We start from the raw sequence: 26,085 nt of genomic DNA, 5'->3' as shown, positions 1-26,085 counted from the left end.
AAGAAGATGAGCGATAGAGAACCTTTATTTTCAAAGAAGAATTTGGGACTGTTGAGCAACCCGCTGAACAGCAGTAACCCGATTACCGTTCAGGTATTGGGTATTTGCTCGGCACTGGCGGTAACAGCCCAGTTGAAGCCGGCCGTGGTAATGTCGATCTCGGTAATTGCGGTACTGGCCTTCGCTAACGTGATTATTTCGCTTTTACGAAATACGATTCCCAACCGTATCCGCATTATCGTGCAGTTGGTTGTTATTGCCGCCTTGGTAATCCTGGTTGACCAGGTACTGAAAGCCTTTGTTTACGATGTAAGCAAGCAGCTGTCAGTTTTTGTAGGCTTGATTATCACGAACTGTATCCTGATGGGCCGCTTGGAAGCATTTGCACTGGGCAACAAACCCTGGCCATCGTTTCTCGACGGGCTGGGCAACGGAGCCGGTTATGGCGCTATCCTGGTGATCGTGGGCTTTTTCCGCGAACTACTGGGATCGGGCAGCATTTTCGGTTTCAAACTGATCCCCGAAAGCTGGTACATTGTCAATGGCGGATTCTACTCCAACAACGGGATGATGATCCTGCCCCCGATGGCGCTCATTACCGTTGGAGTAATTATCTGGGTACAGCGCAGTAAAAACCGGAAACTGATTGAAGATTAATTTTGAACCTTACAAATCCTACGAGATATGGAAAATCTGATTAATATATTTGTCAAGTCAATCTTCATTGAAAACATGGTATTTGCCTACTTCCTTGGGATGTGCTCATACCTGGCTGTTTCCAAATCGGTAAAGACGGCTACCGGACTTGGCATCGCGGTCATCTTTGTGCTGGCCATCACGCTGCCGGTAAACTACCTGCTCGAAAACTATGTATTAAAAGAAGGGGCTTTGAGCTGGCTGGGTGCTGGTTTTGCGGATGTTGACCTTAGCTTTTTGAGCTTCATCATGTTCATCGCCGTAATTGCGTCCATGGTGCAGTTGGTGGAAATGATTGTTGAAAAATTCGCTCCGGTGTTGTACACGCAGCTGGGGATCTTCCTGCCCCTGATTGCGGTAAACTGCGCCATCCTGGGTGGTTCGCTGTTTATGCAGCAAAAAGCGTTCAACAATATTGCCGAAGCCACTTCTTACGGGCTGGGTTCCGGCATTGGCTGGTTTCTCGCCATTGTTGGTATTGCTGCCATTCGCGAGAAAATTCAGTACTCCCATGTTCCCGCGCCTCTGCGCGGACTGGGGATCACCTTTATCGTGACCGGCCTTATGGGATTGGCTTTCATGGGTTTTATGGGCATCAAATTATAGTAGAAATTAAAAACATTCAATCACCATGATATTTTTAGCTACACAAACAACGGTTGTTCTCACCAGTGTGATCATCTTCCTGTTGATCATCATCCTGCTGGTTTCCATCTTGTTGTATGTCAAGAAAAAACTTACCCCGGCAGGAACTGTAAAAATCGACATTAACGATGGTTACCTCGATCTGGAAACAGACCCGGGCAACACGCTGCTCACCACACTGGGGAACAATAAAATTTTATTGCCTTCGGCCTGCGGTGGTGGTGGTACCTGTGGCATGTGCCGTTGCCAGGTTGTTGAAGGCGGTGGCTCCATTCTGCCCACCGAAACCGGTTTCTTCACCCGCAAGGAACAAGCCAACAACTGGCGTCTGGCCTGCCAGGTAAAGGTGAAAGAGGACATGAAACTGCACATCCACCAGGAAGTGCTGGGCGTGAAAAAATGGGAATGCGAAGTGGTTTCGAACCGTAACGTAGCCACCTATATCAAAGAATTTGTGGTGAGGCTGCCCAAAGGCGAAACCCTCGATTTCAAATCAGGAGGGTACATTCAGATTGATGTTCCGAAAATCGACGTGGACTTCAAAGACATGGACATCGACGAAAAGTTCCGTCCGGAGTGGGAACAGTATAATATGTTCGACCTGAAGATGAAAAACCCAGAAGCAACCTTCCGGGCTTACTCGATGGCCAACCACCCGGCCGAGGGAAACATTATCATGCTGAACATCCGTATTGCCACGCCGCCGTTCGACCGTGTTAAAGGCGGATTCCAGAAAGTGAACCCCGGTGTGTGTTCTTCTTATATTTTCTCGCGCAAACCGGGTGACAAAGTGACCATTTCTGGTCCCTACGGCGAGTTTTTCCTGAAAAACAACGATAACGAGATGATGTTTATTGGTGGTGGCGCCGGGATGGCCCCCATGCGTTCGCACCTGTTCCACCTGTTCCACACGGTGAAAGAAACCAAGAAGAACGTTACCTTCTGGTACGGTGCACGTTCGTGGAGGGAAGTTTTCTACTACGAACAATTTCGCGAAATTGAGAAGAACTTTCCGAACTTCAAGTTTAACCTGGCCCTGTCGGACCCCCAACCCGAAGACAACTGGGATGGCCCGAAAGGCTTTATCCACCAGGTAATTTACGATATGTACCTGAGCAAGCACGAGGAACCGGAAGAAATTGATTACTACCTGTGTGGCCCGCCGATGATGAACTCGGCCATCCAAAAAATGCTGTACGATTTGGGCGTTCCCAACGAAAACGTCCTGTTCGACGACTTTGGAAGTTAAACAAACAACCAGTTATACCGAAAGGGGCTGTCCTAAAAGTAGATTCTGGTTTTTGTGAGCTTACAAATTGTTAGCCATTCCTCATTTTACCCCTCCAAACTTCCCCTAAAGGTGAGGCTTAAAGTCCCCTCTAGGGGATTTAGGGGTCAGGAACTTGGGCTGGACTTACAATATGATAGTTCTGAAAAAACTCATAGGACTTTTTGGATAGCCTCTTTTTTTTTTCGGAATCATTATATCTGGGATCTTTTTATGAATTTGTTAAAAAACCGCATTAAAAAAGCCGTCCCCTTCCGGAAACGGCGTGAATATTATCTGAACGTTAGAGATTTAAGCGATGTTGGTAAACACGTGCTGCACGTCGTCGTCTTCTTCAATTTTATCCAGCAGTTTTTCGATGTCTTCCAGTTGTTCTTCGGTAAATTCAACCGGGGTGGTCGGGATGCGTTTCAGGGTAGCTTTTTTCACGTCAATGCCTTTATCTTCCAAGGCTTTCGATAGGGTGCCAAAGCTGGTATAATCGCCCGAGGCATATACCATGCCTTCTTCTTCCTCAATTTCTTCCAGGCCGGCGTCAATCAGCTCCAGTTCCAGTTCCTCAATATCTACCTTGTCGGTTTTCTCGAATTCGAACACCGCTTTGCGCGAGAACATGAATTCGAGCGAACCGGTTGGCACCAAACCACCGCCCACTTTATTGAAATACGATTTCACGTTGGCCACGGTACGGGTGGTATTATCGGTGGCACATTCCACAAACACCAGCACCCCATGCGGGCCCTTTCCCTCGTAGTTCACCTCGGTATATTCCGAGGCATCTTTTCCGGCAGCCCGTTTGATTGCCGAATCAATATTGTCTTTCGGCATGTTTTGGGCTTTGGCATTTTGAATGGCTGTCCGCAACTTGGCATTCATGTCCGGATCCTGCCCGCCTTCTTTAGCTGCCATTGTAATTGCTCTGGATAACTTCGGAAAAATCCGCGACATATGGCCCCAGCGTTTTTCTTTGGCGGCCCGGCGATATTCAAATGCTCTTCCCACGGTATAATAAATTTAAATGAATGACTAAATTTTAATGGCACAAAAATAAAAATAGTTACCCTAATCGCGGCTGTAAAACAGATAAAAATTACAGCTTTGGACGTATTCCCCGCTTTTAAGTTCAGTGAGCTACTTATTGCTGTGTACTGAGAGTTTAATTACCTGAAAAATATTTATCAGGATCGTGACCCTGGTTGACCAGATCACAAATTTTGGATGCCGATTGGAACCCGAACCGGGCAACGATTTCGGCAGGCAACGAATTTCCTACTGAAAAATAAAAGGAAGTGCCTTCGAGATATTTGGATTCGACACGGATGTTGCCGCCCATTTTTTCGACCAGCTGCCGGCATAAGAATAAGCCAACGCCTGTACCCCGGACCAACCTAACGGGGTCATCATCGATTTTCACAAAACGATCAAAAATGGCTTCCAGGTTTTCCTTCCGGATCCCACAACCGGTATCGCTGACAAAAAACACCGGATGTCCTTCAACCAGTTTACAGCCAAAATGAATACCGCCAACCGAGGTAAACTTCACCGCGTTTTCAAGCAGATTGCGAAAAATTTGCTCCAACCGATCGGGATCGACAAATACCAGCCTGCCGGAAAGGTCATTTTCAAAGCCAATAACAACCTTGGTTGACATGCCGTCCAGCTGCCGTTGAAAGTTCTGTATCAACTTTTCAAACAGGGGCTGCAGGTCAACCAATTGTGGATGGAACGTAAGTGTTCCCGATTCAAGTTTTGACAAATCCACAATATCTTCAATCAGATGAAGCAGATAATCACTGTTTGCATGGATGATCTCCTGAAATTCTTTGCGCTCCCGGGCATAACAATCCGGTTCGGAAATAAGCGATGAAAAACCGACAATCGCATTCAACGGGGTTCGGATTTCGTGCGACAGATTGGCCAAAAAAGCCGATTTCAACTGATCGGAATGCCGGGCTTGCCGGTATTGTTTGAGGTAATTATTTTTTACAGAAAGTCCAAAAATCAGCATAAATCCCATGGCCACCAAGCTGCCCACGTAAACATCACTTACCCGCACCAACTCGCTGGCGTAGCGTCCAGTTATATCAGGATCCTGGTATTCAGCCAGGAAAAAAACCAGTAAATTCAGGAAAAACAGGGAGATGATCAACCCGATTTTCTTCTGGTCACAAATGAAAAGGAAAAACGCAAAAATGGAAACAAAAACTTGCAGCATAGGGCCACGCGATCCAAAATTGAAAAACCAGGCCAGGTTGACAAAAACAAGGGCAATTGCCAAAATGGCCAGGTCCAGCTCCTTGCTAAGTTTCCAATAGCGCGCTATTCCGTAAAAGATGCCGGAAATAAGAAACAATGCCAACGTAACATACATTACCCCCGTCAGATTCAGGTAGTAATTGGCCACCGATGTCAACAACGAAGCAACGGATACCAGCAAACAGGTAGCCATTGTCAATCGCTGTTCAAAACCGATAGCATCAGGGTTTCCAAAGATGACAGTAGTCAACCTGCCAGGCAATTGTTGGCGGATATTTCTATAAATTAAATACACGTTAGGGTGAAAGGTAAAATCAGTTCATTCCGCCGATGAATATAGCTATTAAAATGGGAAAAACAATAGCTGAGCGCGCCAGGAATTCCGTTCCCGAATCTCACCATAAATCACCGACGACCTTATCGGACGAAACAACACATTTAACATTCACTTTAATAACCGTGAAATAAAATGAGTATTATAACTGTAGCATCCAGTTCCTGCTGGACTTTTTACTCGTCAATTTCACCAATAAATACCCCGGAAATATTCCAGGCGCTGAAACTATTCCCTTCGGGTTCGCCTTGCGGAATGTAAACCTGAATGACGTGTTTTCCTTCACCCAACCCGGCTACCGGCATATAAAGCGGGTTCGAAACCGTGCCCGGGCACCAGCCCGACCGACTGTAATCAGACGAGGAAAGACCGTTCCAGAAATTTCCCGAAGCCGGGTTGTAGGCACGGTAAGTAGCGCAATCGGTCCGCCAGGGGGTAAATTGAAAGAAAGGCTGTCCGTCGATAAACAGCTCGTTGGTCTTGGGCACAAACTCGTCGCCTCCGCCCCAACCGCCATGTCCGGTCGTTAGGTAACGGAAGCGAAGGTTTTTCACCCCGGCAGGCACGTCAAATTCAACCTTCAGCGTATCGGTACCAAAAAGAGTCCCGTATTCCTGCCCTGCCATTTCGAGCACATTGGTGGTGGTGAATACCGGTTTTATCCAGTATTTTTTAGCAGGCTCCTTGCTCACTTCCCGGTTGTTGAGATGGTATTTCAGGTTCAGGCTCATCTTGTGCCCGCCCCCATCATAATTGCCGATAAAAACACCAATCCAGGCTTCACCCCTGAGTAGCGGCAACAAATCAGTAACTTCCTGCTTATAGGTTGTTGTATCTTCCCAAGCAATGCCCACATCGCGCTTATCATTAAAATGGTGAATACCAAACGGAGTAAAAAAACGTACCAATTCAACAATCGGCGAATAATTACCGGTCGCCGTCATCCCCTGATAGACTTTTCCGGCTTTGCTGATGTATTTTGGAAGCGAGTCCACGCCATATTTCAGGCCGTCCAGGAAGCTGCGCTTCTGATCGACCGGCACCACAAACACAGAACCGGTGCGGTCGTATGCATCGCCGTTCGACTGCTGTTTCAGCTCGGCAAAAACAGCTGTTCCATCGGGCACTTCGGGCAGGTTTACTTTCTTCAGCACCACCGTTCCACCGGCATACCGATACGTGTAATCTTCGCAATCGCCCTGCGGATTATTAATTTCTGTTCCCCAGTTTATTTGTTGTTTGTCGAATATGGATACATCTTTTACAAAAGCATTGGCCAAGCGTAGCCGGTATTTTACAGGCGTAACTTCAGCACCCAATTCCGTCGGAAATAAATCAACTTCCTTTTCTTTTTTTTGAATATTGATTTGGGTAGCCACCATCCCGAAGTTTCCGTTACGGACATATTTCAGCACCAGGCCATCGGTCATGGGGAAGAACGCGATTGGCGTGCCCAGCAAGCCGGCATCTTTGGTTACCCAAAGTTCAATGCGGTTCGAAAACGAACTGCCCACATACTTTTGGCACGTGTAGCCCAGGATTTTCTCGGTAGTACCGTCGGGCTCAAAACCATCCAGCACATTAAAGTCTTCCAGGCTATGAATCAGTTCACCATTCTGAAAAGTAGCCCGCTGGCAGGTTTTTTTTGATGAATAAAGAAGATAAGTTTCCTCCTGCGGTACTTCCGGAATCACGTTTTTGCCTGACTGATCGGTTACCAAACGGGCAATACCATTTGCATACGTCATAACTGTATTGCCAGCACCTGCGCGAACACCGCCATTGGCATACATGCTATAAATTACTTCGCCTTGCTTATCAAAATACCCGGTTTGAGCGAAACCAAACTGCATGAACAGCAAGCCCATCAGCCAAATTATCCCAATTTTCTTCATTTCATATCGATTAAGTGTGTGCGGACACAAAATACATATTCGTCGTTTAATAACAAAACGGAAATATCAGCTTTCAATAATTCATGCAAGCAGGCTGCCCAGCCATCTTCGGCTACATGTTTTATAATCAGAAAGCAAAAAAAACTGATTTTTCACCAAAGCGATTCGATGTAAATTATCGTATCTTTTGTAAGCCCAATCAACTTCCACAGAAACTGTTCATTTTAACCAGTTAAAAGAATTAGCCATGAGAGTTACTCTTAGCCTTCATTACCACACCATTCCGGGTCAGCAAATTTTTATTTCAGGATCATCGAAACAGTTTGGAGCCTGGAATTTAGGCCAAGCCCTGAAAATGAACTATCAGGAAAATGGCATTTGGAATGTTACAACCGAAATGGGGCAAACAACCGGACGGGTTGAATACAAATACCTGATGATGGATGAACAGGGAAACCGGCATGAGGAATGGGGCGGCAACCATTTCATCGATCTGCAACCCGAAAAGCACAACGTGATGGTAGTGGACGATCTGTGGCAAGCCCCACCGGCTAAAGAAAAACCATTATACACGAATACGTTCACCCGGGTAATTATGAAACCCGGACGCAACCGGCAAGCCGTCCATGAAATTCAGTCCGATTTTGTGTTACAGTTTAAAATTACGGTACCTCGAATCAGCGCCAACTATAAAGTTTGTGTGCTGGGTAATCAGGATGTGCTGGGTAATTGGGATGAACGCCAGCCTCTGATTCTCAACTGTGGCGATGATTTTCCGGTGTGGACCGGGCAAGTAAATGCTACCGATCTGCACTTTCCGGTTTATTACAAATACGCCATCTGGGACCTTGACAAGCAAACCGTAGCAACCTGGGAAGCAGGGGCCGACCGTGCTTTTTTTTCGCCTGGCAAGCTTGGGCAAAAAACACTCATCACCCGTGTTGACAACAGTTTCCGTTTTCCGGTAGGCCTGTGGAAAGGCGCCGGTGTGGCAGTCCCCGTTTTCTCCCTGCGCAGCGAGAAAAGCTTTGGCGTGGGCGAATTTAACGACCTGACCGGTTTTATCGATTGGGCCAAACAGGTGGGACTAAAAATGGTGCAGGTACTTCCGGTAAACGAAACCGTTGCCTCGCACAACTGGCTCGATTCGTATCCTTACAAGTCCGTTTCGGTGATGGCGCTGCACCCGATATACCTCAACCTCGAAAAGCTCGGCAAATTGAACGACGAAAGCCTGATGAACGAATTTACCGCCCATCAGCAACAGCTAAATTCACTCAACCATGTGGATTATCCCGAGGTTCACCGGCTGAAATCGCGTTACTATAAGCTCATTTTCGATCAGGACGGCGAACAGCTTTTCAAAACAAACTCGTACAAGAAATTCTTTGAAGCCAACAAAGAATGGCTGGTTCCCTATGCTGCCTTTGTTTATCTGCGCGACAAAATGAAATCGCCCGATTTCAGAAAGTGGGGAGAGTTCAGCTCGTATAACAAAGAAAAAATCGAACAGTTATGTTCCCCTAAATCAGACATATGGGAACACATTGCCGTGCATTACTTCATTCAGTACCATCTGGATAAACAATTAAAAGAAGTTTCCTCGTATGCCCGCGAAAACGGTATTGTCCTGAAAGGCGACATCCCGATTGGCATCAGCCCGAATAGCGTGGAAGCCTGGACCGAACCGCACCTGTTCAACCTAAACGCCCAAGCTGGCGCACCGCCTGACGATTTTGCGGTTAGGGGGCAAAACTGGGGGTTCCCCACTTACAATTGGGACGAAATGGCCCAAGACGGCTATGCCTGGTGGATCAAACGCATGCAGAAAATGGCCGACTATTTCGACACCTACCGGATCGACCACATTCTGGGTTTTTTCCGTATTTGGGAAGTTCCGTCTGATGCCGTTGAAGCTTTGCTGGGACATTTTAACCCGGCCCTGCCGATGCCCGCGCAGGAAATTGAAAGCTACGGCCTGGCTTTTGACTACGAACGCTTTGCCCTGCCATACATCCGCCATCATTTGCTGCAACGCTTGTTTGGTGAACAAACCGACCTCGTCATTCATGAGTATCTGGATGATTTGGGGAATTGGAAATATCGCCTGAAAAAAGAATTCAATACGCAAAAAAAGATCAACCAGCATTTTCTGAACGGAATTGAAGAAGAAGAACTGGATGATGAAAATCGAAAAATCAGGGACGGCCTATTTGAGCTGGCAGCCAATGTGTTGTTTGTGAACACGGGCTACGACCAGTGGCACCCGCGCATTTCGATGGTAAAAACCACCTCGTTTGCCGAGTTGGAAGATTGGAAAAAAGAACGGCTCGAAAAGCTTTACAACGATTATTATTTCAGACGTCACGAAGATTTCTGGTACCGCAAGGGCTTGGAAAAACTACCGTCGATTGTATCGGTAGGTAACATGCTGGTGTGCGGCGAAGATTTGGGTATGATCCCGGCCTGCGTGCCCAAAGCCATGTCGGAGCTGGGCATCCTGAGCCTCGAAATTCAGCGGATGCCAAAGAATCCCAAGGTTCGCTTTTCGCATCCGGACCAAGCGCCATACCTGTCGGTTTGCGCCACGGGCACCCACGATATGCCGACCATCCGGGGATGGTGGGAGGAAGACCGCGAAAAAACGCAGCTCTTTTTCAACCTCGAACTGGGACATCCCGACGAAGAAGCGCCCTATTTTGCCGAGCCATGGGTATGCAAAGAAATCATTGCCCAACACCTGTATTCGCCGGCCATGTGGACCATCTTCCCCATTCAGGATTTAATTGCGATGGATGGCTTGCTTCGCTGGGACCAAACCCACCTGGAACAAATCAATTACCCGAGCGACGTGCGACACAAATGGCGGTTCCGCATGAAACAGAGCATCCAAGAACTGAAGCAGGCTGATGAATTCAACGAATTATTACGGGAATACCTGACTATTTCGGGACGCAACGCCGATTATTAATGCAGTGATTCCGACCTACAAACTAAACATGTACCCGAGCGACAAACGGAACGATGAACTCTCCGGGTAGCTCAAGGCATCTCCTTGGGTACGTGGTAAATTGTACTGGTATGACACTTCAAAATCGAAGTTGCGATACGTAATATTCAACGGTAAAATAAGCTGCACATTCAGCAGGCCGAATACATCTTCATAATACGTGTCGTACACGTCGTTTGTCACCGGATCGACCAAAACCTCGCTCAACGAAAAGGCGGCTGCTTCGGTACCAAAGGACAGCGACACTTCCGGTTCGAGGCGGATTTTGTCGTATTTGCCCAGTTTCACCAGGTTCAGGTAGGCATAAAAGTCCCACGAAAGCTGTGTGCTCACTTCTTTTCCCAACAAGAAAGCCGCATCAAAACGGGTACCCAGCGATTTGCTTTTCAAGGTAATACCGGTATTTAGGCCGCTGGTGTAGAGCGGGTCGAAGTCGGGATCGTCATTATTAAACAAGTAATAATCATACGAAAAACGATATCGTAAAAACTTCGCTTTTTTTAATCCCTTTCCGTAGCCAAGAGTCAGAACGGTAGTTCGGTATCCCGGATCGAGCTGGCTGTACCAACTTCCGGAAACCCCGGCAAAAATACCGTTTGAGTGCATGTAAAACAGCTGGCCTGACAAATTGTACTGGTCGTTGCCAATTTCGCGCCCGGCAAAATACGTTTTGGTATCGTAGTTGGCGCGTAAATACAGAAACTGAAAATTCTGTTTGAGCCCTTGGGCGTAAGCAGAAACATCTTCGCCAAACAACAAATCATTCAATAACGAATCAATACGCGCCATGCGGGCTTCGTCCAAATTCTCCGGCTTTTGCGCACATAACTGCTGTCCTACTAAAAAGGCAAGAAATAGGATAAGGATAAGCTTCTTCATGTTTATTGATCTTGACAGAATATCGTTATGCAAAAATTTATAAAAATCCCGCAGACTGTTTCATTCGCCTGCGGGATTGTGTGAATTGGGTTAATTTCCGCCCCGTTTACCACCGCGGTTTCCGGCGCCGCTTTCACCGGCTTGTTGGCGAACTTGCTCCTGGATAGCATTTTGCACTTGTTCCTGGGCAGCATTTTGTACCTGCTCCTGAACCATGTTCTGCACTTGCTCCTGTACTTGTTGCTGAACGGCTTCTACATTTTCGCTGTTGCCTCCCTGACGCATCCGTTGGCGAACCTGCTGTGCCTGCCCTTCCGACATGGCTTTTCCCATTTGGTTTCGTTGTTCGGCCCGGAGTTCCTGATGAGCCTCGATCATTTGCAACTGTTCTTCGGTGAAGGTGGCCTGCAACGCCTCGCGTTTTTCTTCGCGGGTCATTTCCTGGTTTTCCAAAATGGCCAGCTGTTCTTCGGTAAAAGTTGCCCTCAGTGCGTCCCTGAACTCACTTCCATTTCCTCCTGGTCCGGCAAACAATCCTTGTTGTGCTGCGGCAAAGTCAGCGTGGGTGCGATCTTGCTGACGCGTTTGGTCGGGTGTGCCGTCACCGGTGCCATCCTGCAAGCGGGTACGGGTTTGCTGCTTGTCCAATACGGGTTCTTCTTCGGTTTGTGCCCATACCGGTACTGAAATGAAAAGTACCAAAGCAGCGGATACGAATGTTTTCATGAATGCTTTCATCATTTTTTGTTTTAAGGTGTATAATTATCTTTTTTCAATTGCTAACCGCACCGGAAGGTTTTTACCCTACCTGATGCGAAAAATTTTTACATTTTTTTCGGGAGACTCGGAGGAAAGTGACTCTGAAAGGTGGTGATAATGGGAAATAAATTAACCGGTTAGGGATTTCTGCTCAACAAACACAAAGCTACATTATGCAACAAATGCTGAAACAAGTTCAGCATGACGTAAGCGATAAGCCCGGCCCTATTTCAGAATGAAAGGCTCAAAAACATGGTCGGTGTAAACGGAACAGCCTCGGCATGCAGGTTTACGGTTGCATCCTGATCGTCGGGCACCCGGATGAAGTTGGCGTATTTGATGTTTTCGTAATTGAACACATTCAGCACAGAAACCCCGGCCTCCAGGGCAAATCGTCTGATCGGCAGGTGATAAACGGCGGCCACATCTAACCGGTGATAGTCGCGTTCGAAGTTTTCGCTGTTTTCCACTAGCGGATCGGGGAAGCCGGAACCGTAAACATAGTTGGCCGACAAATAAAAAGGCTTGAGCTGAAAGAGGACCGCCATTTTCAGCTCGTGCCGCTGGTCGTGCAGGGCGCGCTGCCAGCCGTCAGCCGTAAAATAAGCAAACTGCTCCATCGTTTGACTAAGGGTATAAGCTGCCCAAAACGAATGTCCGCGGTAATCTTTCCGGATTAAAAAATCGAGCCCTTTACTTTTGCTTTTACCCTCATACAAGTTACGTACGTTGGCATCTTCCACATAACGGGTCAGTCCGGTGGTATGCTTGTAGTAGCCTTCCACGCTAAATGTAAAGTCATTCCGGTTCCAGGTGAAGCCCAGCAAGCTATGTTGCGACTGTTGCACGGGAATGGCCTCATTGTCGCAAACCGCCCACAAATAACGGTAGTTGCCCAATTCGTCAATCACCGAACTGCGGGCAATGTATTGCCGGTAAAGGCCCCAGGCACCGTTCATTTTGGCATGATCATTCATTTCCCACGAGGCCGAAAACCGGGGTTGCAGATAGGTCTTTTCGATGTTTAGCGGGTAATCGGCACGCAGACCGGCTGTGAAAGAAAATTGCGGTCCAAAAGAAACCTGGTCTTCCAGATAAGCAAACAGACGGGTACCATCTATTTGCTGATGGACTAAGTTCACCTGAAACGAATCTTCCACAAAATGTACCTGATTGTAATAGAGGCCACCGCCCAGCCCCACATTTTGTGTTGCTGAAACTGCCAGCTGATTTTTCAGGGCCACCTTCGCCTCGGCAATTTTATTCTGGTTGAAGTTATTCACGCTGGTTTGCCAGGAACCGCCCCCGGGACCGCCGCTCCCCCGACCGCCGTCAACGGGCAGTTGCCTCCCGGTTTGCCTCAGGTTGATTACTTCGCTTTCCAGTTCAGACCAGGCCAGCGTCAGCTCCGAACGGTTCCCGCGTTTCCATCCTTTGTTATAAATGACCGACAAGCCGGTTTGCAGGTTATTTTCTTTATCCTCATACAGCAGGTTCGATTGCTGACCGGACAATTCGAGCGAGTAAGTAAACCGGTCGGTTCCCTGCAAAAAGCTAATGCTGTAACTATCCCCTCCATCACTTTTCCCCGAAAGTTTCAGGTTCAGGTCCCTGAAGTTATAGTCGGGATAAAGGTTTCGGTCAACCAGGTTGCCCCGGCCCGAACGCCCGCGCGAGCCAATTGAGATTTGCCCGGTCTCGTACAGTTCGTAATATGTTTGCCGAAGCGCCATGACCAAAGCTGCTTTCCCGCCAACCGGCACACTGAAATAACCGTTCAGGGTCATGTTGTTCAGGTTCAGCCTGAGATGCGTGTCGTCCACATCGCCGTCGGCTCCGGTAATGTTGACGATCCCTCCAACCCGTTCGCCGTGTTCGGCGCCAAAACCCCCTTTCATCACCTGGATATCCTTGGCCAGAAACGGGTTGACCGCGCTGATGTTGTCGTTGAAATTTTTCATCCCGAAAAGGGTAAAACCGTCAAACAGCACCTGGCTTTGCCCTTCGTAGCTGCCGCGTATGATCAGGTCGTTCGACTGTTCACCGGCTGCCAGGATGCCCGGTTGCAACCTGAGCAGGTTGAACACCGAGTTGTCGCCGTAGCCCGGCAGCCTGCCGGCTATCTGGTGGTTCAGGCGCATAACGCCGGGCGTGTACCCAACCTGCAAGGTGCGCACCACCTGCGCTCCTTCCACTTTAATCTCTTTCAGGCTGAAAGTGGATGGAACCAGCAAAAACCGATGTGCGGTCCCGGCATGCACCAACGAATCAAGCTGATAATACCCTAGATATGAAGCTTGCAAGCGGAACAGGCTGTCGGTGTTTGACACGAAGGAAAAGTTGCCTTTTTGATCCGTCATCAGCCCGTGTCCGTTGATGAGGACATGTGTAAAAGGAAGACTTTCTGAGGTTTCGTGGTCGGCAAAATGCCCGGCCAGCCGGTAATTTTTCAGCTCCGCAACAACGAGTTTGTCAAAAATCAGAAAAACCTCACCGGCTTTTTCATAAGTCAGGGGAAGGTTTTTCAACAGGTGGTCCAGCGCGGATTGCGGATTGGAAAATGTCCGGCTTACAGTCACCTGATATTTCCGGAGCCGGGCGTCATCAAACGAAAACTGAAGATTATAGCGGTCGCGAAGTTCCAGCAAAACCTCGTTCAGCGGATAATCCTGAAAAACAAGTTCCACCTCCTGCCCCTGGGACAACAAGCCTGAAACCAGCAAACAAACAAGCAGAAAAAATTTTCTCACGTTGGTTTATTCATTTTTTATGACCCGGTACTGTTTCGACCCTAATTTTTCAAATTTAAGATTAAACGGCTTACAAACGTAATTCAACACTTCCTCCACCGAAAGTTCCCGGGAGAAGTTGCCGGCATACTCAAAATCAGCCAGTAAACTATGGCTGATCTGCACACCATATTGACGTTCAATTTCGTCGAACACCTCCTGAATGGGCGTTCCGGTGAAAAGAAACTGGTTCCGGGTCCAGGCCGTTTCTTCGGCGGGTTTTGCTTCGGTTTTCAAAAATCCGCCTTCCTGCCAGGCCACCTTCTGGTTAGGCTCGAGAACAACTTCGTGTTGTCCGCTGGCATCGGCCACCTTCACCTTACCGGTTAGGCAAGCTACCCGGTAAGCCGTTTCGCGGGCAAAAACCGTAAAGCTGGTGCCCAACACCGTAGTTGTCCCCTTGGCCGACACCACCGAAAACCGGCGCCCCTTTTCCACTTCAAAATAACCTTCGCCGTTAAAAGCCAGCTCGCGCGAAAACGCCCACCAATAGGGGTAATAATTCAGCGAAGATCCGGCATTAAGCTGAATGATTGAGCCATCGGGCAACGTTACCAGCTGCTGCTGCCCTACACCTGTTTCAACGCTCACCCTGTAGAATCGGATGAATGTCCCCGTGGCCATCAACAACACCAGCATGGCAGCCACAGCCAATCGAAATGCCGGGCGCATCCACAAGATCCGGGTTGGCCGGGATGCCGGTCGGGCCAGTTGCGGGGCCATCCGTTGCCAGATTTCCTCTTTGGGCTCGTCCCAGGAAACGGACAGCTTGCCGGTCATCCGGTCAAAATCGCTCCAAGCGTCCGGCTTTTGTTTTATCTGTTTGTTATCCTTGTTCATGACAATTGCAATTTCTCTTTTAATGCACTTAAGGCGTGGTTCATCCGCTTTTCAACGGCTTTCACACTCAAGCCCAGCCGTTCGGCAATTTCATAGTACTTCAGTCCTTCTGTGCGGCTCATCAGAAAAACCACCCGCTGTTTTTCCGATAATTGAGCCAGGGCCAGTTCGTATTTTTCTTTCAACTCGCCGTATTGCATCTGTTCCTCGGGCGAATTTTCTTCGTTATAGTGAAGCGTTATTTCCTTTCGGTAATTTTGTTCGACCACCTGACGGCGATACCTGCTGATAAACAGATCCGATGCTATCTTGTAAATCAATCCTACATTTTCTTTCGGGTGATAGGCAATTTGCTTCTCCCAAAGCCGCATAAACGTATCCTGCGCGATATCGGTTGCCAATTCCTGATCGCCCGAGCGGTAGTAAATGTAACTGCGCACCGCATCAAAATAGCGGTCAAACAACTGTTTAAATTCCTGCGTTGTCAACTTCCAAAACGTTTGGTACTACATTCGGCCTGCATATTCTCTCTTCAATAAAATCCGAAAAAGTTAAGGAAATTCTTTCCATTTTCACTCTTATTCCGATTTAAAAGAAACTTACCCTACCCAACCATGCCAATAAATTTGTACTTTCAGGAAAAAATTAAGGCATGCTTCCAAAGTTGGCTTTCCTTTTAATGCTGTATATTATCGGACACTCTTGCCAAACAGGAGCCCAGAAAACTGATTTACAACCGGAACAAGTCATCACAACCAGCGAAGACCGGGTGATCCTGGAAAAACTGCTAAAACGGTTTTCTGCAGAAAAAATGTCGGTACCTTTGCTAACCGCCTCCATTGGGAAAGCCTTTCTGGGAACTCGCTATGTAGCCTATACGCTGGAAAACGGGAAAGACGAGCAACTGGTTGTCAACCTGCGCGAAATGGATTGCACCACCTTTGTCGAAAATTGTCTGGCGCTGGCTATTTCCCTGAAATCGGGAGAGGGCAATTTTGCCACCTTCGTCCGCAACCTGGAAAAAATCCGCTATCGCGACGGAAAACGTGATGGCTATCTTTCGCGGCTGCATTATTTCAGCGACTGGATTTACGACAACCGTGAAAAAGGACTGATAACTGAGCCAATAACCAACATAGGATCGCCGTTCGACGGGATGGTCAATTTCATGTCAACACATCCGGACAACTATCCTGTATTGAAAGAAAACCCGGAACTGGTACCCCTCATTGTCCAACAGGAAACGGTTATTTCTACCCGTAAACAGGTTTTCCTAAAAAAAGAGCAGATCAGGCTTTTTGAAGACAACTTACAGGAAGGCGACCTGGTTGGCCTTACCACCCGAATTACAGGACTGGACATCAGTCATACGGGAATCCTGGTGCGCGTAAACAACCGCATCCATCTGTTGCATGCCTCTTCATCGCTCGAAAAAGTGGTTATTTCGGAAGAACCGTTGGCCGATCTGCTGATGAACCGGAAGTCGTACACCGGCATTATGGTTGCACGGCCCAGGTGAGTTGCGTGGGGGTTTCAAGTTCCAAATTCCAAGTTTCGAGTTGTCCAAATTCAGGGGAAAGGCCATCCACGACCAATGGCCAGTTTTCCCATCCCGGTCATCAATCATCAATCGAAGATATTTGCTGTTTCAGCCAGGCGGGTCGGTTGGTGGTGATGCCTTTCACTCCCAAAGCAACCAGGCGCCGGGCTTCCTGCGGGTCGTCCACCGTCCAGGTTAGCAAACCGAGGCCGAGGCGAGCGGCATCGTCCACTACTTTTTCATCAATCAGCAGATGATGCAGGTTTACGCCATCGAGTCCAATTGCAGCTGCCTGTTTCATCTTTCGTTCCAGCCCGCCTCGACTGCCGCTCAGCCAGTAACAGTCATTCTGCGGAAAAGCTTTTTTCGTATCACGGATCGCTTTCCACCCAAAGCTAATGAAAACAACTTGGTTGGTTTTCCCGCTTTCGTCAACCGCCTTTTTCAGCGCCGGTAGAATGTTGCTGCCGCATTTTATTTCGATGACTAGTTTTTTACCTGCGGGAACAGTCTCCAGTATCTCTTCCACTACCGGAAGCATTTCACCCACAAACTGACTTCCCTTCCGGCTTCCAACATCCAGTTTCCGAAGTTCATCAGCAACCGTCGCACTGATTTTCAGATCAACTCCGGTAGTACGTTTGGTATTTTTGTCGTGGCAAACCATCACTCGCCCGTCTTTCGAAAGGTGCACATCAATTTCCACGGCATCGGCATCCAGCTCCCAGGCAAGTTTTGCCGAAGCCACCGTATTTTCGGGCGCCAGGCACGAGGCGCCCCGATGGGCAATATATTCAACTTGTGCCATACTGCTTAAACTGACGACCAATAAGAGAACGGTTATGATACGTTTCATCCTGATTTTATTTTCGTTTTGAACTTATAAACGCAAACCACCCCTAAAGTTGCGTTTTCTACCCAACAGTAAGGTAAGCCCCTTCTTAAAAAAATCTTAAATTTGCACGAATCAAAGAAACACCCATGACAAAGATATTGAACAATTCCCTTGTTGTCCTGCTAAAAGCTTTTGCTCAACTTCCGTTTGGGGTTATTTACCTGATTTCCGATTTCATGTACCTGGTTTTGTTCTACGTTGTTGGCTATCGAAAGCGGGTAGTTTACACCAACCTGCGCAAGTCGTTCCCCGAAAAAACCGAAGCAGAAATTGACCATATCGCCCGGCAGTTTTACCGTCATTTTTGTGATTTGACACTGGAAGCCATAAAACTTTACCGGATGACCGATGCCCAATTGGATGAACGAATCACCGTTAAAGGATTGGAAAAAGCCAATGCCTATTGTCTGGACGGGAAAAGCATTATTTTACTGGGAATGCATTACAATAATTGGGAATGGAGCGCCAGCTTACAACGTATTGCCAAACACCAGCTACTGATGATTTACAACCCGGTTCGGGACAACCAGGAAATGGAGCGCTTTATATTGGATATGCGCGAACGGTTTGGCGGCATTTCCGTTCCTGTAAATCATTCGGCACGTACCGCCATTCAATTTGGGAAAGGTGGACGTCCCGGCTGCCTGTGGCTGGCTGCCGACCAAACACCCGCCCCAACCACCCAGTTTTGGACAACCTTTTTGAACCAGGAAACCCCCTTCTTCTCCGGGCCGGAAAAAATTGCTGTTAAAACCAATCAACCTGTATTCTTTCATCACACACGGAAAACCGGTCGCGGGAAATATGAGGTTAACTTCATTGAATTATTTGCGGAGCCTGCAAAAGAATCCGGCGAAAACATTTTAATGAAATACGTGGAAACCATGGAAAACATCATCCGCGAAACACCACAATACTGGCTTTGGTCGCACCGACGCTGGAAACACCAGCGCCCGGATCACACGCCATTAATTCCAAGAACAGTTTACAACGGCTAAAAAAACGGACAGGACTACATTAGCTGTTTAAAAATTCCCGTTAGGAACAAATAATAAAACTTAAACAGTCTCTGAAAAAATGAAATATCTGGCAGGCATCCTTCTTTTAATAACTTTGGTAAGTTCGGTTTCGGGACAAACATCGCCCCACCCCAGTTTTGAGCAAACACTGCGGCTAACCCGACAGGCCTGGAACCACTCGCAAACCGCCGCCAACCTGTTCAGCCTTTACAATGGCGCTGCCGACCTGGAGGAAATTAAATTTCACAGCTACGAAGCGCTAACCGCCATGGACAGCTTGTACATGAACGCCCGGAAAGCTTCCTTCCTGACCAGCGATGCCGCCTTCCTGGCCGGCAATATGAAACTGGAAACGGAAAAACAACTGGCTGAACGAATTCAAAGCTCTTTGGACGAAGCCATCCGGACACTGAGCCTGGCCCGCAACAGCCTATCCCTGATCTTTGACGAGCAAATACCCTCAAATATCGACATCCAGCTAACGCAAACCCTGGATCATTTCAGCCTGACCCGCAAATACCTCAAACAAGCCGAACGTGATCTGAAAACGGCCATGAAAATAAAACGCTGAACCTGCCCCTTCTTCCCGCGACCTTATTAATCCAGCTTCCCGGCAAACCAGCCCGTGTGGTTTGCCGTAAAAAGGCTTGATTGAAGGGCATTGGCCTTCTGCATTCAGAAAAAAAGAAAAAACATGATTCCCAGTCTATTAAAGATAGTGTGCAGTGGGATTCCGGTTTTGTTGCTGGGCATATCGTTTCAACAGGACAGGTTTGCCGTAGCCCGGGAACAAATGGTGAACCAGCAAATTGAGGCGCGCGGCATCAGTCACCGGGGCGTGTTGGCCGCCATGCGCAAAGTGGAACGTCATCATTTTGTTCCCGAGGCCTACCGGCAACTGGCCTACGCCGATCAGCCCCTGCCCATTGGTTACGGACAAACCATCTCGCAACCCTATATTGTGGCTTACATGACCGAACTAATCCAGCCCCGCCCCCATTATAACGTTTTGGAAATCGGGACCGGATCGGGATACCAGGCCGCTGTGCTGGCCGAAATCACCGCCTGGGTTTACACCATCGAAATTGTGGAAGAACTGGCCTGCCAGGCCGAAGAACTACTGCTGAACCTTGGCTATAAAAACATTTACGTGAAAGCCGGCGACGGCTATTCCGGCTGGAAAGAACATGCCCCCTTTGATGCCATTGTGGTGACAGCTGCAGCCGACTCCATTCCAAAACCGTTGGTCGAACAGCTCAAAGAAGGCGGCATCATGGTCATCCCCGTAGGAGGAGAACACCAAATCCAAACGCTGAAAGTAGTTGAAAAGAAAAACGGCAAAGTGATAATACTAAACGTGGCGCCAGTCCGCTTTGTGCCCTTCATCCATAAGGAATGAAAATTCAATTTGTTCCGGATTTTAACGTTTTTTCGAATGCTAATTTCAAACAGCTTTACCCATGAAAGAAAAGTTTCACAACAGCAATCAGGATGACAACCACTTGATCGTCATTCCCAAACATAAACACCTGCCTTTGCTGAAAAACCATCCGGAACCCTCCATGCGCTACGAATCGTTGGCGAGGGCTGCATTTACTTGCACCAAAGGAGGCGATCCCTGGGGCTATGCCATGCAGGAAAACTATGACTTATTTTTTGTGCCCGGGCCAAAATTGGAGGGTAAACGAGCCTTAAGCACCGTGCTGTGCAAATTAATTTTCGACAATAAAGGCTCCAAACACACTATTGAATTGAAAAAGCTTGATGATGAAATCTGGGAAGCCACGGCTACGGACCAGATTTCAACCATCATTGACAAAACATTGGCGATTGCCGAAGAATTAGGATATTGACAACGCGCTAAATTCCCCACCGGGAAAAATCATTTATTTTTTCGGTGCCTGAAAAAACCAGTGTATAACCGAACATGGTCGCCATACCATTTTCTGCTACGGATGCGCCTGCTCAAATACTGTCGTTTTTGTTTTGAATAGATTGCTTTCAAAATTTGTCCGAAGTAACCGGAAAATATCCGTTGAAAGATAAAAATCAGACCCCGGGAGAAGTTATAAAATCGTCGGGAGCCAATATGCAGGGCCAATCTTTTCCGAAGAATCCGGTAGGCAAGGTTTTTTTGCCGAAAAAAGGAATCATCCAATCCCAGGAGGTTCCGGGCCAAAGCAAAATAGGCAATGGCTTTTTGCTTCGATTTTATTTCGGGAAGTACCCTTTCTAATGGAAATCTTTTCGAAAGCAGGTACACATCATAAATTTCGCGCAACGACACGGTACCATACAAAAAGCCTTCGTTGGAAAGCTGACTGTGAATAAAGTTATGCACGATTTTATGCTTGTCCGACAGCACGAAACAGCCCGTAAGCGATGCCGGGACAATCTTTTCACGATCAAGGATTTCGGCGTTGAACCAACCCAAAAAGGATTCATCGGTAGGTATCCGGTGAATTTCAACGGTTGCGGCATGAGCCGGATGAAACAATAACGGATAATGCTTAAACGTGTTGATATCTTTATACTCCGGCGTTTCTTTCACCTCCTGGTAACCAGCCTGTTTTAAAAGGGAGGCCGAAAGCAGATAATTTTTTTCTTCCACCAAAAAATCAATATCACCCAACATTCGTTCACCGATTATTGGGAAAAGCCCATCCAACAAGTAAGCTGCCCCCTTCAGAAATATCGGGGCAATCCCACGCTTATTCAATTCATCGACAATCTCATGCAACTGGTCCAGAATTCCCCGGTTCCGGACCTCGTTCAACTCATACACTTCCTGCAGATAGTCCGTCAATTCGTTTGGCAGATGTTCAAGTATCCGGTGAGTTTTGAACTTGATAAAGATGGCGGGCAAGATCAGATGATTGCTGCATAAGGCAACAAAATCCTGCCAATCAACCCGGCCCGATTGCGCATTGCTGATGATTTCATTTTTGAAACCGGTATTTTCATCCAGCGCAAGACATTTTGCCGCGAAAAAGAAGAGCTCCTTATCAGTCATGATCAAACAGTTGTTTTATCGCATCCAATGCTTTGCGGTTGTTTGAATAAACAAGTTGATAAAATGAAAATTGTTCCAGGCGATCAAACAATAGCTCGACATTTTCGGGTGATGGCGGCACCCAGATCTGGTCGAGAAGCATTTTAATTGCCTGGATCGGCTCCAGCTTTACCATCCGGAAATCAACTTCCTGATCGTATTTAATAAAAACCAATTCATGGGCCGGAAATATCATTTTCATCTTGTGGTTCTCAACCGGTAAGTACCGCACCTGCTTTTCCGGGCCAACGTAATGCAACGGCCTATTTTCCAAATCCGGATAAAGTGAAGCCATCAATTTCATAGCCCCCTCTTTAACCGACATGGCTATCGGAAACGGATATGCCTGCATGGAATATTTATCGAACGGCACAAAATCGTCAGAAATAAGTTGAAATCCTTCAGCCTGGAGCATAGCAGCCATGGTGGTTTTTCCACTACCGGGTTCGGCCGAGAAGAGAATCGTTTTCTGTCCGTTGGTAATGGCCGAGGCATGGACCGTCATCAACCAATCGGAGTCGGACTTATCGTGCAATACATTGATCAACTCCAGGAAAATTTTTCCTTTTGTATATTCACTGTCCGCTTTACCCCAGTATCCCTTTACCTCGCCATTCAAGCGGAATACGACCCTGCCCTCGCAGGTAAATAATTCGAAACTACTGGATTCCCGTTGATCGGCAGCAACTTCCAGATGCTCAACCAACGGATGGATGTACTTTACCAAGCCTTCCTTTTCGTAAGAAAACCGAACGACTTTTGTTCCAAACTGATACTGATGAACGGAGATCGGGGTAAACACATACTTCCGAAAAATATCCATGTCCGAACAATCATTTTCAACGCTCACAGGCGCCTGATTGAACTCCTCCACCCGATCGCGCATTTCGGCAACAAAAGCCAGGCTCTCCTCAACACTCACCCCATAGCGCTGCCCAAATTCCACAGCTATAGTTTCTGCCCGGTACCGCTTAGCCAATTTCCTGAAAGCAAACCAGGCTGGCTCTTCCAACTGAAAATACAAGTTACTGTTCTGCAACCACACCAGGTACGATTGCCCTATTTTCTTTTTTACGTAAGCGACCTTCGCCATGAAAATTCCCCTTTAAACTTGAGCTGATTGGTGAATGACAAGTTAAATATAAAAACTATTTACAGAATCATCGGGGTAGTAAAAACACTTGATATCCATCCGAATATAGCGTCAAACATAAACATCGCGAAAGCGCTTTTGGGGGAAAATACCCATTGCCCCGCGAAGCAGATTTTTCGAAATTGCTTTAGAAATGTAAGCTTAAGTCCAATTGATCCAAATCAAACGGTATTGAAAGAAATATAGTTTTTAACACGGTCAACAAATCGCAAACCCAAAATACAACAGCTATGAAAAAGGATAACCTTGAAAACAAACAAACTGCAGCTCATGACGACTCTAAGATGACGCGTAAAGAAGCTATTAAAAAAGCCGGTTACGCTGCCGTATCGGCTGCAACCATGATGATTCTGCTAAACAACAGTGCCCAAGCAAACGGGAACAATGGCAACAATGGGAATGGATACCAGATTGGTGACAGCCAGAGAAATCAGAATCAGAATCGAAACCAGAATCGAAACCAAAATCAAAACCAACACCACAACAACGGAAATCACAATGGCCCCAGATGTTCTCCCAGCGGCCATCATTGGTAGAAAATTGATCACTTCGCAAATAAACACCGCCATGGTGTTTCCGTTCACGAGTTTTTCTAATAAGTGCTAAAACCGGATTTGGTTTTAGCACTTATTTTTTTCGGTGAAAACCAATTACGGTCGCGAACAGCTCAAATAGCTCCTTGATCAATTATATGTCAGGCAATTAGCGGTTCACAACACGGCAACAAAATAGCTCACGGCACTTATTTTATTAAGACATAAAATAAATAATGAATTTTCCGGTAAAAAATATATACTCCCTGAGCCGATTTTTATAACTTGAAGGTTCATTGCGATAGCGACAGTCCTTAACGTAAAACAAACATAGACACAACGATTACCCGGTACACGCGCATTATAATATACACAGAATATATTAACAACTTACCTAACAAGCGACTCTATTTTTTAACCTTTACTTATGAAAACAACACTCTTACCACTAATCTTCGCCTTCCTTCTTTTAGGATTACAGTTCCATTCCATGTCACAAAATCAGCCGTCCAAATTTGGGAAAATTGACCTGACCGAACTGGAATCAAAATTATGTCCCATCGATTCAAATGCCCATGCCTATTATATTTTCGATGTTGGGAATACCAGTTTTGAGTATGACCAAACCATGGACAAAGGATTCCAGCTCGTTTTCAACCGGCATTTGCGTATAAAAATCCTGGACAAACAAGCCTTTGACTGGGGCAATTTCAGCATCCCAATTTACCAAAGCAATTTTGACAAGGAAGAAGTAACCAGCCTGAAAGCCTTCACCTATAACTTGGAGGAAGGCAAAATCACTAAGATCAAACTCGAAAAAAGTGATATTTTAACCGAGGAAACCAGCGATAACTGGAGAACCCTGAAGTTTGCCATGCCGGGTCTGAAAGAAGGTTCTGTCCTGGAAATTGAATACGACATCAGATCGGATTATTTGTTTAACCTTCAGGAATGGTATTTCCAGCGCAAGATACCCATCCTGTACAGCGACTATACGGTAAAAATCCCGGAGTACTTCAATTACAATAGATCATCAACTGGTTATTACCCCATTCAGTCGGAAACAGGCTGTAATTTCCGGAAATTGACTTTAACACATCGCCAGCAAGCCGAAGGATTGACTGTAAAAGAAGAAAAGTACACATACGATGTTGATTTTACTGAAAATATTTTCCATTATTCAGCCAGCAACATCCCTGCTTTCCCGGAGGAGAAATTCATGAAAACTGCCGAAAATTACTTGTCGAAGATTGAATTCGAACTGCAATCCACTCAATTTCCCAACCAAATCCAAAAATATTATACGGCAAGCTGGGAAGAAATTGACAATAAGCTAAATGAAAGCGCCAATTTCGGGCTCGAATTAAAAAGGGCCAACCATCTGGACGACGACACCAAGCTGCTAAAAGACCGCAACCTCGGGGACGAACCACTAATGAACGCAGCCTTGCGACTCATTCACAAGAAAATAAGTTGGAATGGCCAGTACAATAAATACACATCCGCCACACTTGGCAGGGCGTATAAAACCGGCGAAGGGAACAGCGCAGACGTCAACCTGAACTTGGTCATGCTGCTTCGATCGTTGGGTTTCACCAGCCATCCGCTGATCCTGAGCACCCAGGCCCACGGGATTATCCACCCGGCGCATCCTTCGATCACGCGTTTCAATTACGTCATTGCCATGGTAGCACACAACGGAAAAACTTACCTGCTCGATGCCACCGATCCGAACTCATCGGCCAACCTGGTCCCCATCCGCTGTCTGAACGATAAAGGAAGAGTAATTGGCGACCTGCCGGATAAATGGATCAACCTGATGGACTACAAATCATACGTTTCCAAATCGCAATGCATGATTACGCTTGACAGTACCTTATCGGTAAACGGCAAGATCAGGAAATACCTGTCTGATTATTCGGCATATTTCTACAAGTCAAAACTGAAAGAGTCGGCCGAACCGGAAGAATCGATCAAAGAACTGGAAGAAGAAAGTACTTCCTATACGATAAACAACCTGCAAATCAGCACCAGCGACAGTATCGTCAACCAGATGGAACTATCCTATGATATTTCGTCGATTGATGGCCTCAACAATGCCGCCGATATGGTGTATTTCTCTCCTGCCCTCGACCCTTTTTTCAATGAAAATCCATTCAAACTGGAAAAAAGAGAGTTCCCTGTTGAATTTAATTATCCCTACCAGGTGCAGCGGATGTATGCATTTGTCCTGCCTGAAAACTACGAAATTTCGGAATTGCCCCAACCCCTGATGATAAAACTCCCCGAAGGTGCGGGTAGTTTCCGCTACGACACCAAGAAAATTGGCAACATGATCAGCATCAGCTCAATGATCGACATTAACAAAAGCCTGTTTTTGCCCGACGAATACGAATTATTGAAAACCTTTGTCCAGATAATTGTTGACAAGGAGAAAGAAATGATTGTACTGAAATCGAGGAATTGATTTATGCCCCGCAATCCCCGGTAAATAAACCAAAA

22 protein-coding genes are annotated in these 26,085 nt (G+C 46.9%); 11 read left to right on the top strand and 11 right to left on the bottom strand.

Annotated features, from left to right (window positions below; all coding sequences use genetic code 11):
* The first annotated feature begins 6 nt into the window (after positions 1 to 6).
* From N2K84_RS00260 to nqrF, 3 genes are read left to right on the top strand one after another with little or no spacing between them, the layout of a single operon-like run.
* The gene (locus N2K84_RS00260; RefSeq protein ID WP_282589746.1) at positions 7 to 657 is read left to right on the top strand and encodes an NADH:ubiquinone reductase (Na(+)-transporting) subunit D; all 651 of its coding nucleotides are present in this window, start codon (positions 7 to 9) and stop codon (positions 655 to 657) included.
* Positions 658 to 684: 27 nt separating this feature from the next.
* Complete coding sequence (gene nqrE / locus N2K84_RS00255; protein ID WP_282589745.1) at positions 685 to 1,302, top strand: NADH:ubiquinone reductase (Na(+)-transporting) subunit E; 618 nt, start codon at positions 685 to 687, stop codon at positions 1,300 to 1,302.
* Positions 1,303 to 1,327: 25 nt separating this feature from the next.
* Positions 1,328 to 2,590: an NADH:ubiquinone reductase (Na(+)-transporting) subunit F gene (nqrF, locus tag N2K84_RS00250; RefSeq protein WP_282589744.1), complete on the top strand. Its 1,263-nt coding sequence runs from the start codon at positions 1,328 to 1,330 to the stop codon at positions 2,588 to 2,590.
* Between the two features lie 330 nt (positions 2,591 to 2,920).
* Here the strand turns inward: nqrF and N2K84_RS00245 are convergent, their stop codons facing one another.
* The 3 genes from N2K84_RS00245 to N2K84_RS00235 all read right to left on the bottom strand — a co-directional run bounded on the left by N2K84_RS00245 (position 2,921) and on the right by N2K84_RS00235 (position 7,114).
* Entirely contained in the window at positions 2,921 to 3,631 is a 711-nt protein-coding gene (locus N2K84_RS00245; RefSeq protein ID WP_282589743.1) for a YebC/PmpR family DNA-binding transcriptional regulator, read from the bottom strand.
* 154 nt (positions 3,632 to 3,785) lie between these two features.
* A complete protein-coding gene (locus N2K84_RS00240; protein ID WP_282589742.1) occupies positions 3,786 to 5,078 on the bottom strand; it encodes a sensor histidine kinase in 1,293 nt (430 codons plus the stop codon).
* Between the two features lie 317 nt (positions 5,079 to 5,395).
* Positions 5,396 to 7,114, bottom strand: a complete 1,719-nt coding sequence (locus N2K84_RS00235) for a PNGase F N-terminal domain-containing protein (protein ID WP_282589741.1) — start codon at positions 7,112 to 7,114, stop codon at positions 5,396 to 5,398.
* Between the two features lie 247 nt (positions 7,115 to 7,361).
* Between N2K84_RS00235 and N2K84_RS00230 the strand changes: the two genes are divergently transcribed.
* Positions 7,362 to 10,085, top strand: coding sequence for a 4-alpha-glucanotransferase (locus tag N2K84_RS00230; RefSeq protein ID WP_282589740.1), 2,724 nt, complete (start codon positions 7,362 to 7,364; stop codon positions 10,083 to 10,085).
* Between the two features lie 15 nt (positions 10,086 to 10,100).
* Here N2K84_RS00230 and N2K84_RS00225 read toward each other — a convergent pair whose 3' ends face one another.
* The 5 genes from N2K84_RS00225 to N2K84_RS00205 form a co-directional block, all read right to left on the bottom strand.
* Entirely contained in the window at positions 10,101 to 11,003 is a 903-nt protein-coding gene (locus N2K84_RS00225) for a hypothetical protein (protein ID WP_282589739.1), read from the bottom strand.
* Between the two features lie 90 nt (positions 11,004 to 11,093).
* Positions 11,094 to 11,744 carry a hypothetical protein gene (locus tag N2K84_RS00220; protein WP_282589738.1) on the bottom strand — a complete coding sequence of 217 codons (651 nt, stop codon included), beginning with the start codon at positions 11,742 to 11,744 and terminating at the stop codon, positions 11,094 to 11,096.
* A gap of 248 nt (positions 11,745 to 11,992) precedes the next feature.
* On the bottom strand, positions 11,993 to 14,512 hold the full coding sequence (locus N2K84_RS00215) for a TonB-dependent receptor plug domain-containing protein (RefSeq protein WP_282589737.1): 2,520 nt from the start codon (positions 14,510 to 14,512) through the stop codon (positions 11,993 to 11,995).
* A gap of 6 nt (positions 14,513 to 14,518) precedes the next feature.
* A complete protein-coding gene (locus N2K84_RS00210; protein ID WP_282589736.1) occupies positions 14,519 to 15,391 on the bottom strand; it encodes a FecR family protein in 873 nt (290 codons plus the stop codon).
* Positions 15,388 to 15,879 (bottom strand): RNA polymerase sigma factor, encoded by a 492-nt coding sequence (locus N2K84_RS00205; protein WP_282589735.1) that lies wholly within the window; start codon positions 15,877 to 15,879, stop codon positions 15,388 to 15,390. Before N2K84_RS00205 ends, N2K84_RS00210 begins: the two co-directional genes overlap by 4 nt.
* Before the next feature lie 164 nt (positions 15,880 to 16,043).
* On the opposite strand from N2K84_RS00205, the gene N2K84_RS00200 reads away from it, so the two are divergent.
* Entirely contained in the window at positions 16,044 to 16,910 is an 867-nt protein-coding gene (locus N2K84_RS00200) for an N-acetylmuramoyl-L-alanine amidase-like domain-containing protein (RefSeq protein ID WP_282589734.1), read from the top strand.
* A 100-nt stretch (positions 16,911 to 17,010) separates the two neighbouring features.
* On the opposite strand, the gene N2K84_RS00195 is transcribed toward N2K84_RS00200, so the two are convergent.
* The gene (locus N2K84_RS00195; RefSeq protein WP_282589733.1) at positions 17,011 to 17,787 is read right to left on the bottom strand and encodes a glycerophosphodiester phosphodiesterase; all 777 of its coding nucleotides are present in this window, start codon (positions 17,785 to 17,787) and stop codon (positions 17,011 to 17,013) included.
* Between the two features lie 125 nt (positions 17,788 to 17,912).
* Between N2K84_RS00195 and N2K84_RS00190 the strand changes: the two genes are divergently transcribed.
* The 4 genes from N2K84_RS00190 (at position 17,913) to N2K84_RS00175 (ending at position 20,698) form a co-directional block, all read left to right on the top strand.
* Entirely contained in the window at positions 17,913 to 18,824 is a 912-nt protein-coding gene (locus tag N2K84_RS00190; protein WP_282589732.1) for a lysophospholipid acyltransferase family protein, read from the top strand.
* Between the two features lie 79 nt (positions 18,825 to 18,903).
* The gene (locus N2K84_RS00185; protein WP_282589731.1) at positions 18,904 to 19,416 is read left to right on the top strand and encodes a hypothetical protein; all 513 of its coding nucleotides are present in this window, start codon (positions 18,904 to 18,906) and stop codon (positions 19,414 to 19,416) included.
* A 123-nt stretch (positions 19,417 to 19,539) separates the two neighbouring features.
* Positions 19,540 to 20,244, top strand: coding sequence for a protein-L-isoaspartate(D-aspartate) O-methyltransferase (locus tag N2K84_RS00180; protein WP_282589730.1), 705 nt, complete (start codon positions 19,540 to 19,542; stop codon positions 20,242 to 20,244).
* 61 nt (positions 20,245 to 20,305) lie between these two features.
* Positions 20,306 to 20,698: a hypothetical protein gene (locus N2K84_RS00175; protein ID WP_282589729.1), complete on the top strand. Its 393-nt coding sequence runs from the start codon at positions 20,306 to 20,308 to the stop codon at positions 20,696 to 20,698.
* A 29-nt stretch (positions 20,699 to 20,727) separates the two neighbouring features.
* On the opposite strand, the gene N2K84_RS00170 is transcribed toward N2K84_RS00175, so the two are convergent.
* Both N2K84_RS00170 and N2K84_RS00165 read right to left on the bottom strand, forming a co-directional pair.
* Positions 20,728 to 21,858, bottom strand: a complete 1,131-nt coding sequence (locus N2K84_RS00170) for a nucleotidyltransferase family protein (RefSeq protein WP_282589728.1) — start codon at positions 21,856 to 21,858, stop codon at positions 20,728 to 20,730.
* A complete protein-coding gene (locus N2K84_RS00165) occupies positions 21,851 to 22,990 on the bottom strand; it encodes a nucleoside/nucleotide kinase family protein (RefSeq protein ID WP_282589727.1) in 1,140 nt (379 codons plus the stop codon). The genes N2K84_RS00170 and N2K84_RS00165 overlap by 8 nt, the downstream gene beginning before the upstream one ends.
* Positions 22,991 to 23,280: 290 nt before the next feature.
* Here N2K84_RS00165 and N2K84_RS00160 point away from each other — a divergent pair, with 290 nt between their 5' ends.
* The gene (locus N2K84_RS00160; RefSeq protein WP_282589726.1) at positions 23,281 to 23,586 is read left to right on the top strand and encodes a hypothetical protein; all 306 of its coding nucleotides are present in this window, start codon (positions 23,281 to 23,283) and stop codon (positions 23,584 to 23,586) included.
* A gap of 424 nt (positions 23,587 to 24,010) precedes the next feature.
* Positions 24,011 to 26,050, top strand: a complete 2,040-nt coding sequence (locus N2K84_RS00155) for a DUF3857 domain-containing protein (protein WP_282589725.1) — start codon at positions 24,011 to 24,013, stop codon at positions 26,048 to 26,050.
* The last annotated feature ends 35 nt before the right edge of the window (positions 26,051 to 26,085 follow it).

Origin of the sequence: Gaoshiqia sediminis (assembly GCF_025907915.1) — a bacterium.
GTDB classification, from domain to species: Bacteria; Bacteroidota; Bacteroidia; order Bacteroidales; family Prolixibacteraceae; genus Gaoshiqia; species Gaoshiqia sediminis.
Note: the sequence above shows the minus strand (reverse complement) of the source record. Positions and strands in the feature narration are given on the sequence as shown.

Bases quoted from the DNA above. Each gene is read 5' to 3' on its own strand.
- N2K84_RS00260 (WP_282589746.1), top strand. From the start codon at position 7: ATGAGCGATAGAGAACCTTTATTTTCAAAGAAGAATTTGGGACTGTTG.
- nqrE (WP_282589745.1), top strand. From the start codon at position 685: ATGGAAAATCTGATTAATATATTTGTCAAGTCAATCTTCATTGAAAAC.
- nqrF (WP_282589744.1), top strand. From the start codon at position 1,328: ATGATATTTTTAGCTACACAAACAACGGTTGTTCTCACCAGTGTGATC.
- N2K84_RS00240 (WP_282589742.1), bottom strand. From the start codon at position 5,078: ATGGCTACCTGTTTGCTGGTATCCGTTGCTTCGTTGTTGACATCGGTG.
- N2K84_RS00235 (WP_282589741.1), bottom strand. From the start codon at position 7,114: ATGAAGAAAATTGGGATAATTTGGCTGATGGGCTTGCTGTTCATGCAG.
- N2K84_RS00230 (WP_282589740.1), top strand. From the start codon at position 7,362: ATGAGAGTTACTCTTAGCCTTCATTACCACACCATTCCGGGTCAGCAA.
- N2K84_RS00225 (WP_282589739.1), bottom strand. From the start codon at position 11,003: ATGAAGAAGCTTATCCTTATCCTATTTCTTGCCTTTTTAGTAGGACAG.
- N2K84_RS00220 (WP_282589738.1), bottom strand. From the start codon at position 11,744: ATGATGAAAGCATTCATGAAAACATTCGTATCCGCTGCTTTGGTACTT.
- N2K84_RS00210 (WP_282589736.1), bottom strand. From the start codon at position 15,391: ATGAACAAGGATAACAAACAGATAAAACAAAAGCCGGACGCTTGGAGC.
- N2K84_RS00200 (WP_282589734.1), top strand. From the start codon at position 16,044: ATGCTTCCAAAGTTGGCTTTCCTTTTAATGCTGTATATTATCGGACAC.
- N2K84_RS00195 (WP_282589733.1), bottom strand. From the start codon at position 17,787: ATGAAACGTATCATAACCGTTCTCTTATTGGTCGTCAGTTTAAGCAGT.
- N2K84_RS00190 (WP_282589732.1), top strand. From the start codon at position 17,913: ATGACAAAGATATTGAACAATTCCCTTGTTGTCCTGCTAAAAGCTTTT.
- N2K84_RS00185 (WP_282589731.1), top strand. From the start codon at position 18,904: ATGAAATATCTGGCAGGCATCCTTCTTTTAATAACTTTGGTAAGTTCG.
- N2K84_RS00180 (WP_282589730.1), top strand. From the start codon at position 19,540: ATGATTCCCAGTCTATTAAAGATAGTGTGCAGTGGGATTCCGGTTTTG.
- N2K84_RS00175 (WP_282589729.1), top strand. From the start codon at position 20,306: ATGAAAGAAAAGTTTCACAACAGCAATCAGGATGACAACCACTTGATC.
- N2K84_RS00170 (WP_282589728.1), bottom strand. From the start codon at position 21,858: ATGACTGATAAGGAGCTCTTCTTTTTCGCGGCAAAATGTCTTGCGCTG.
- N2K84_RS00165 (WP_282589727.1), bottom strand. From the start codon at position 22,990: ATGGCGAAGGTCGCTTACGTAAAAAAGAAAATAGGGCAATCGTACCTG.
- N2K84_RS00160 (WP_282589726.1), top strand. From the start codon at position 23,281: ATGAAAAAGGATAACCTTGAAAACAAACAAACTGCAGCTCATGACGAC.
- N2K84_RS00155 (WP_282589725.1), top strand. From the start codon at position 24,011: ATGAAAACAACACTCTTACCACTAATCTTCGCCTTCCTTCTTTTAGGA.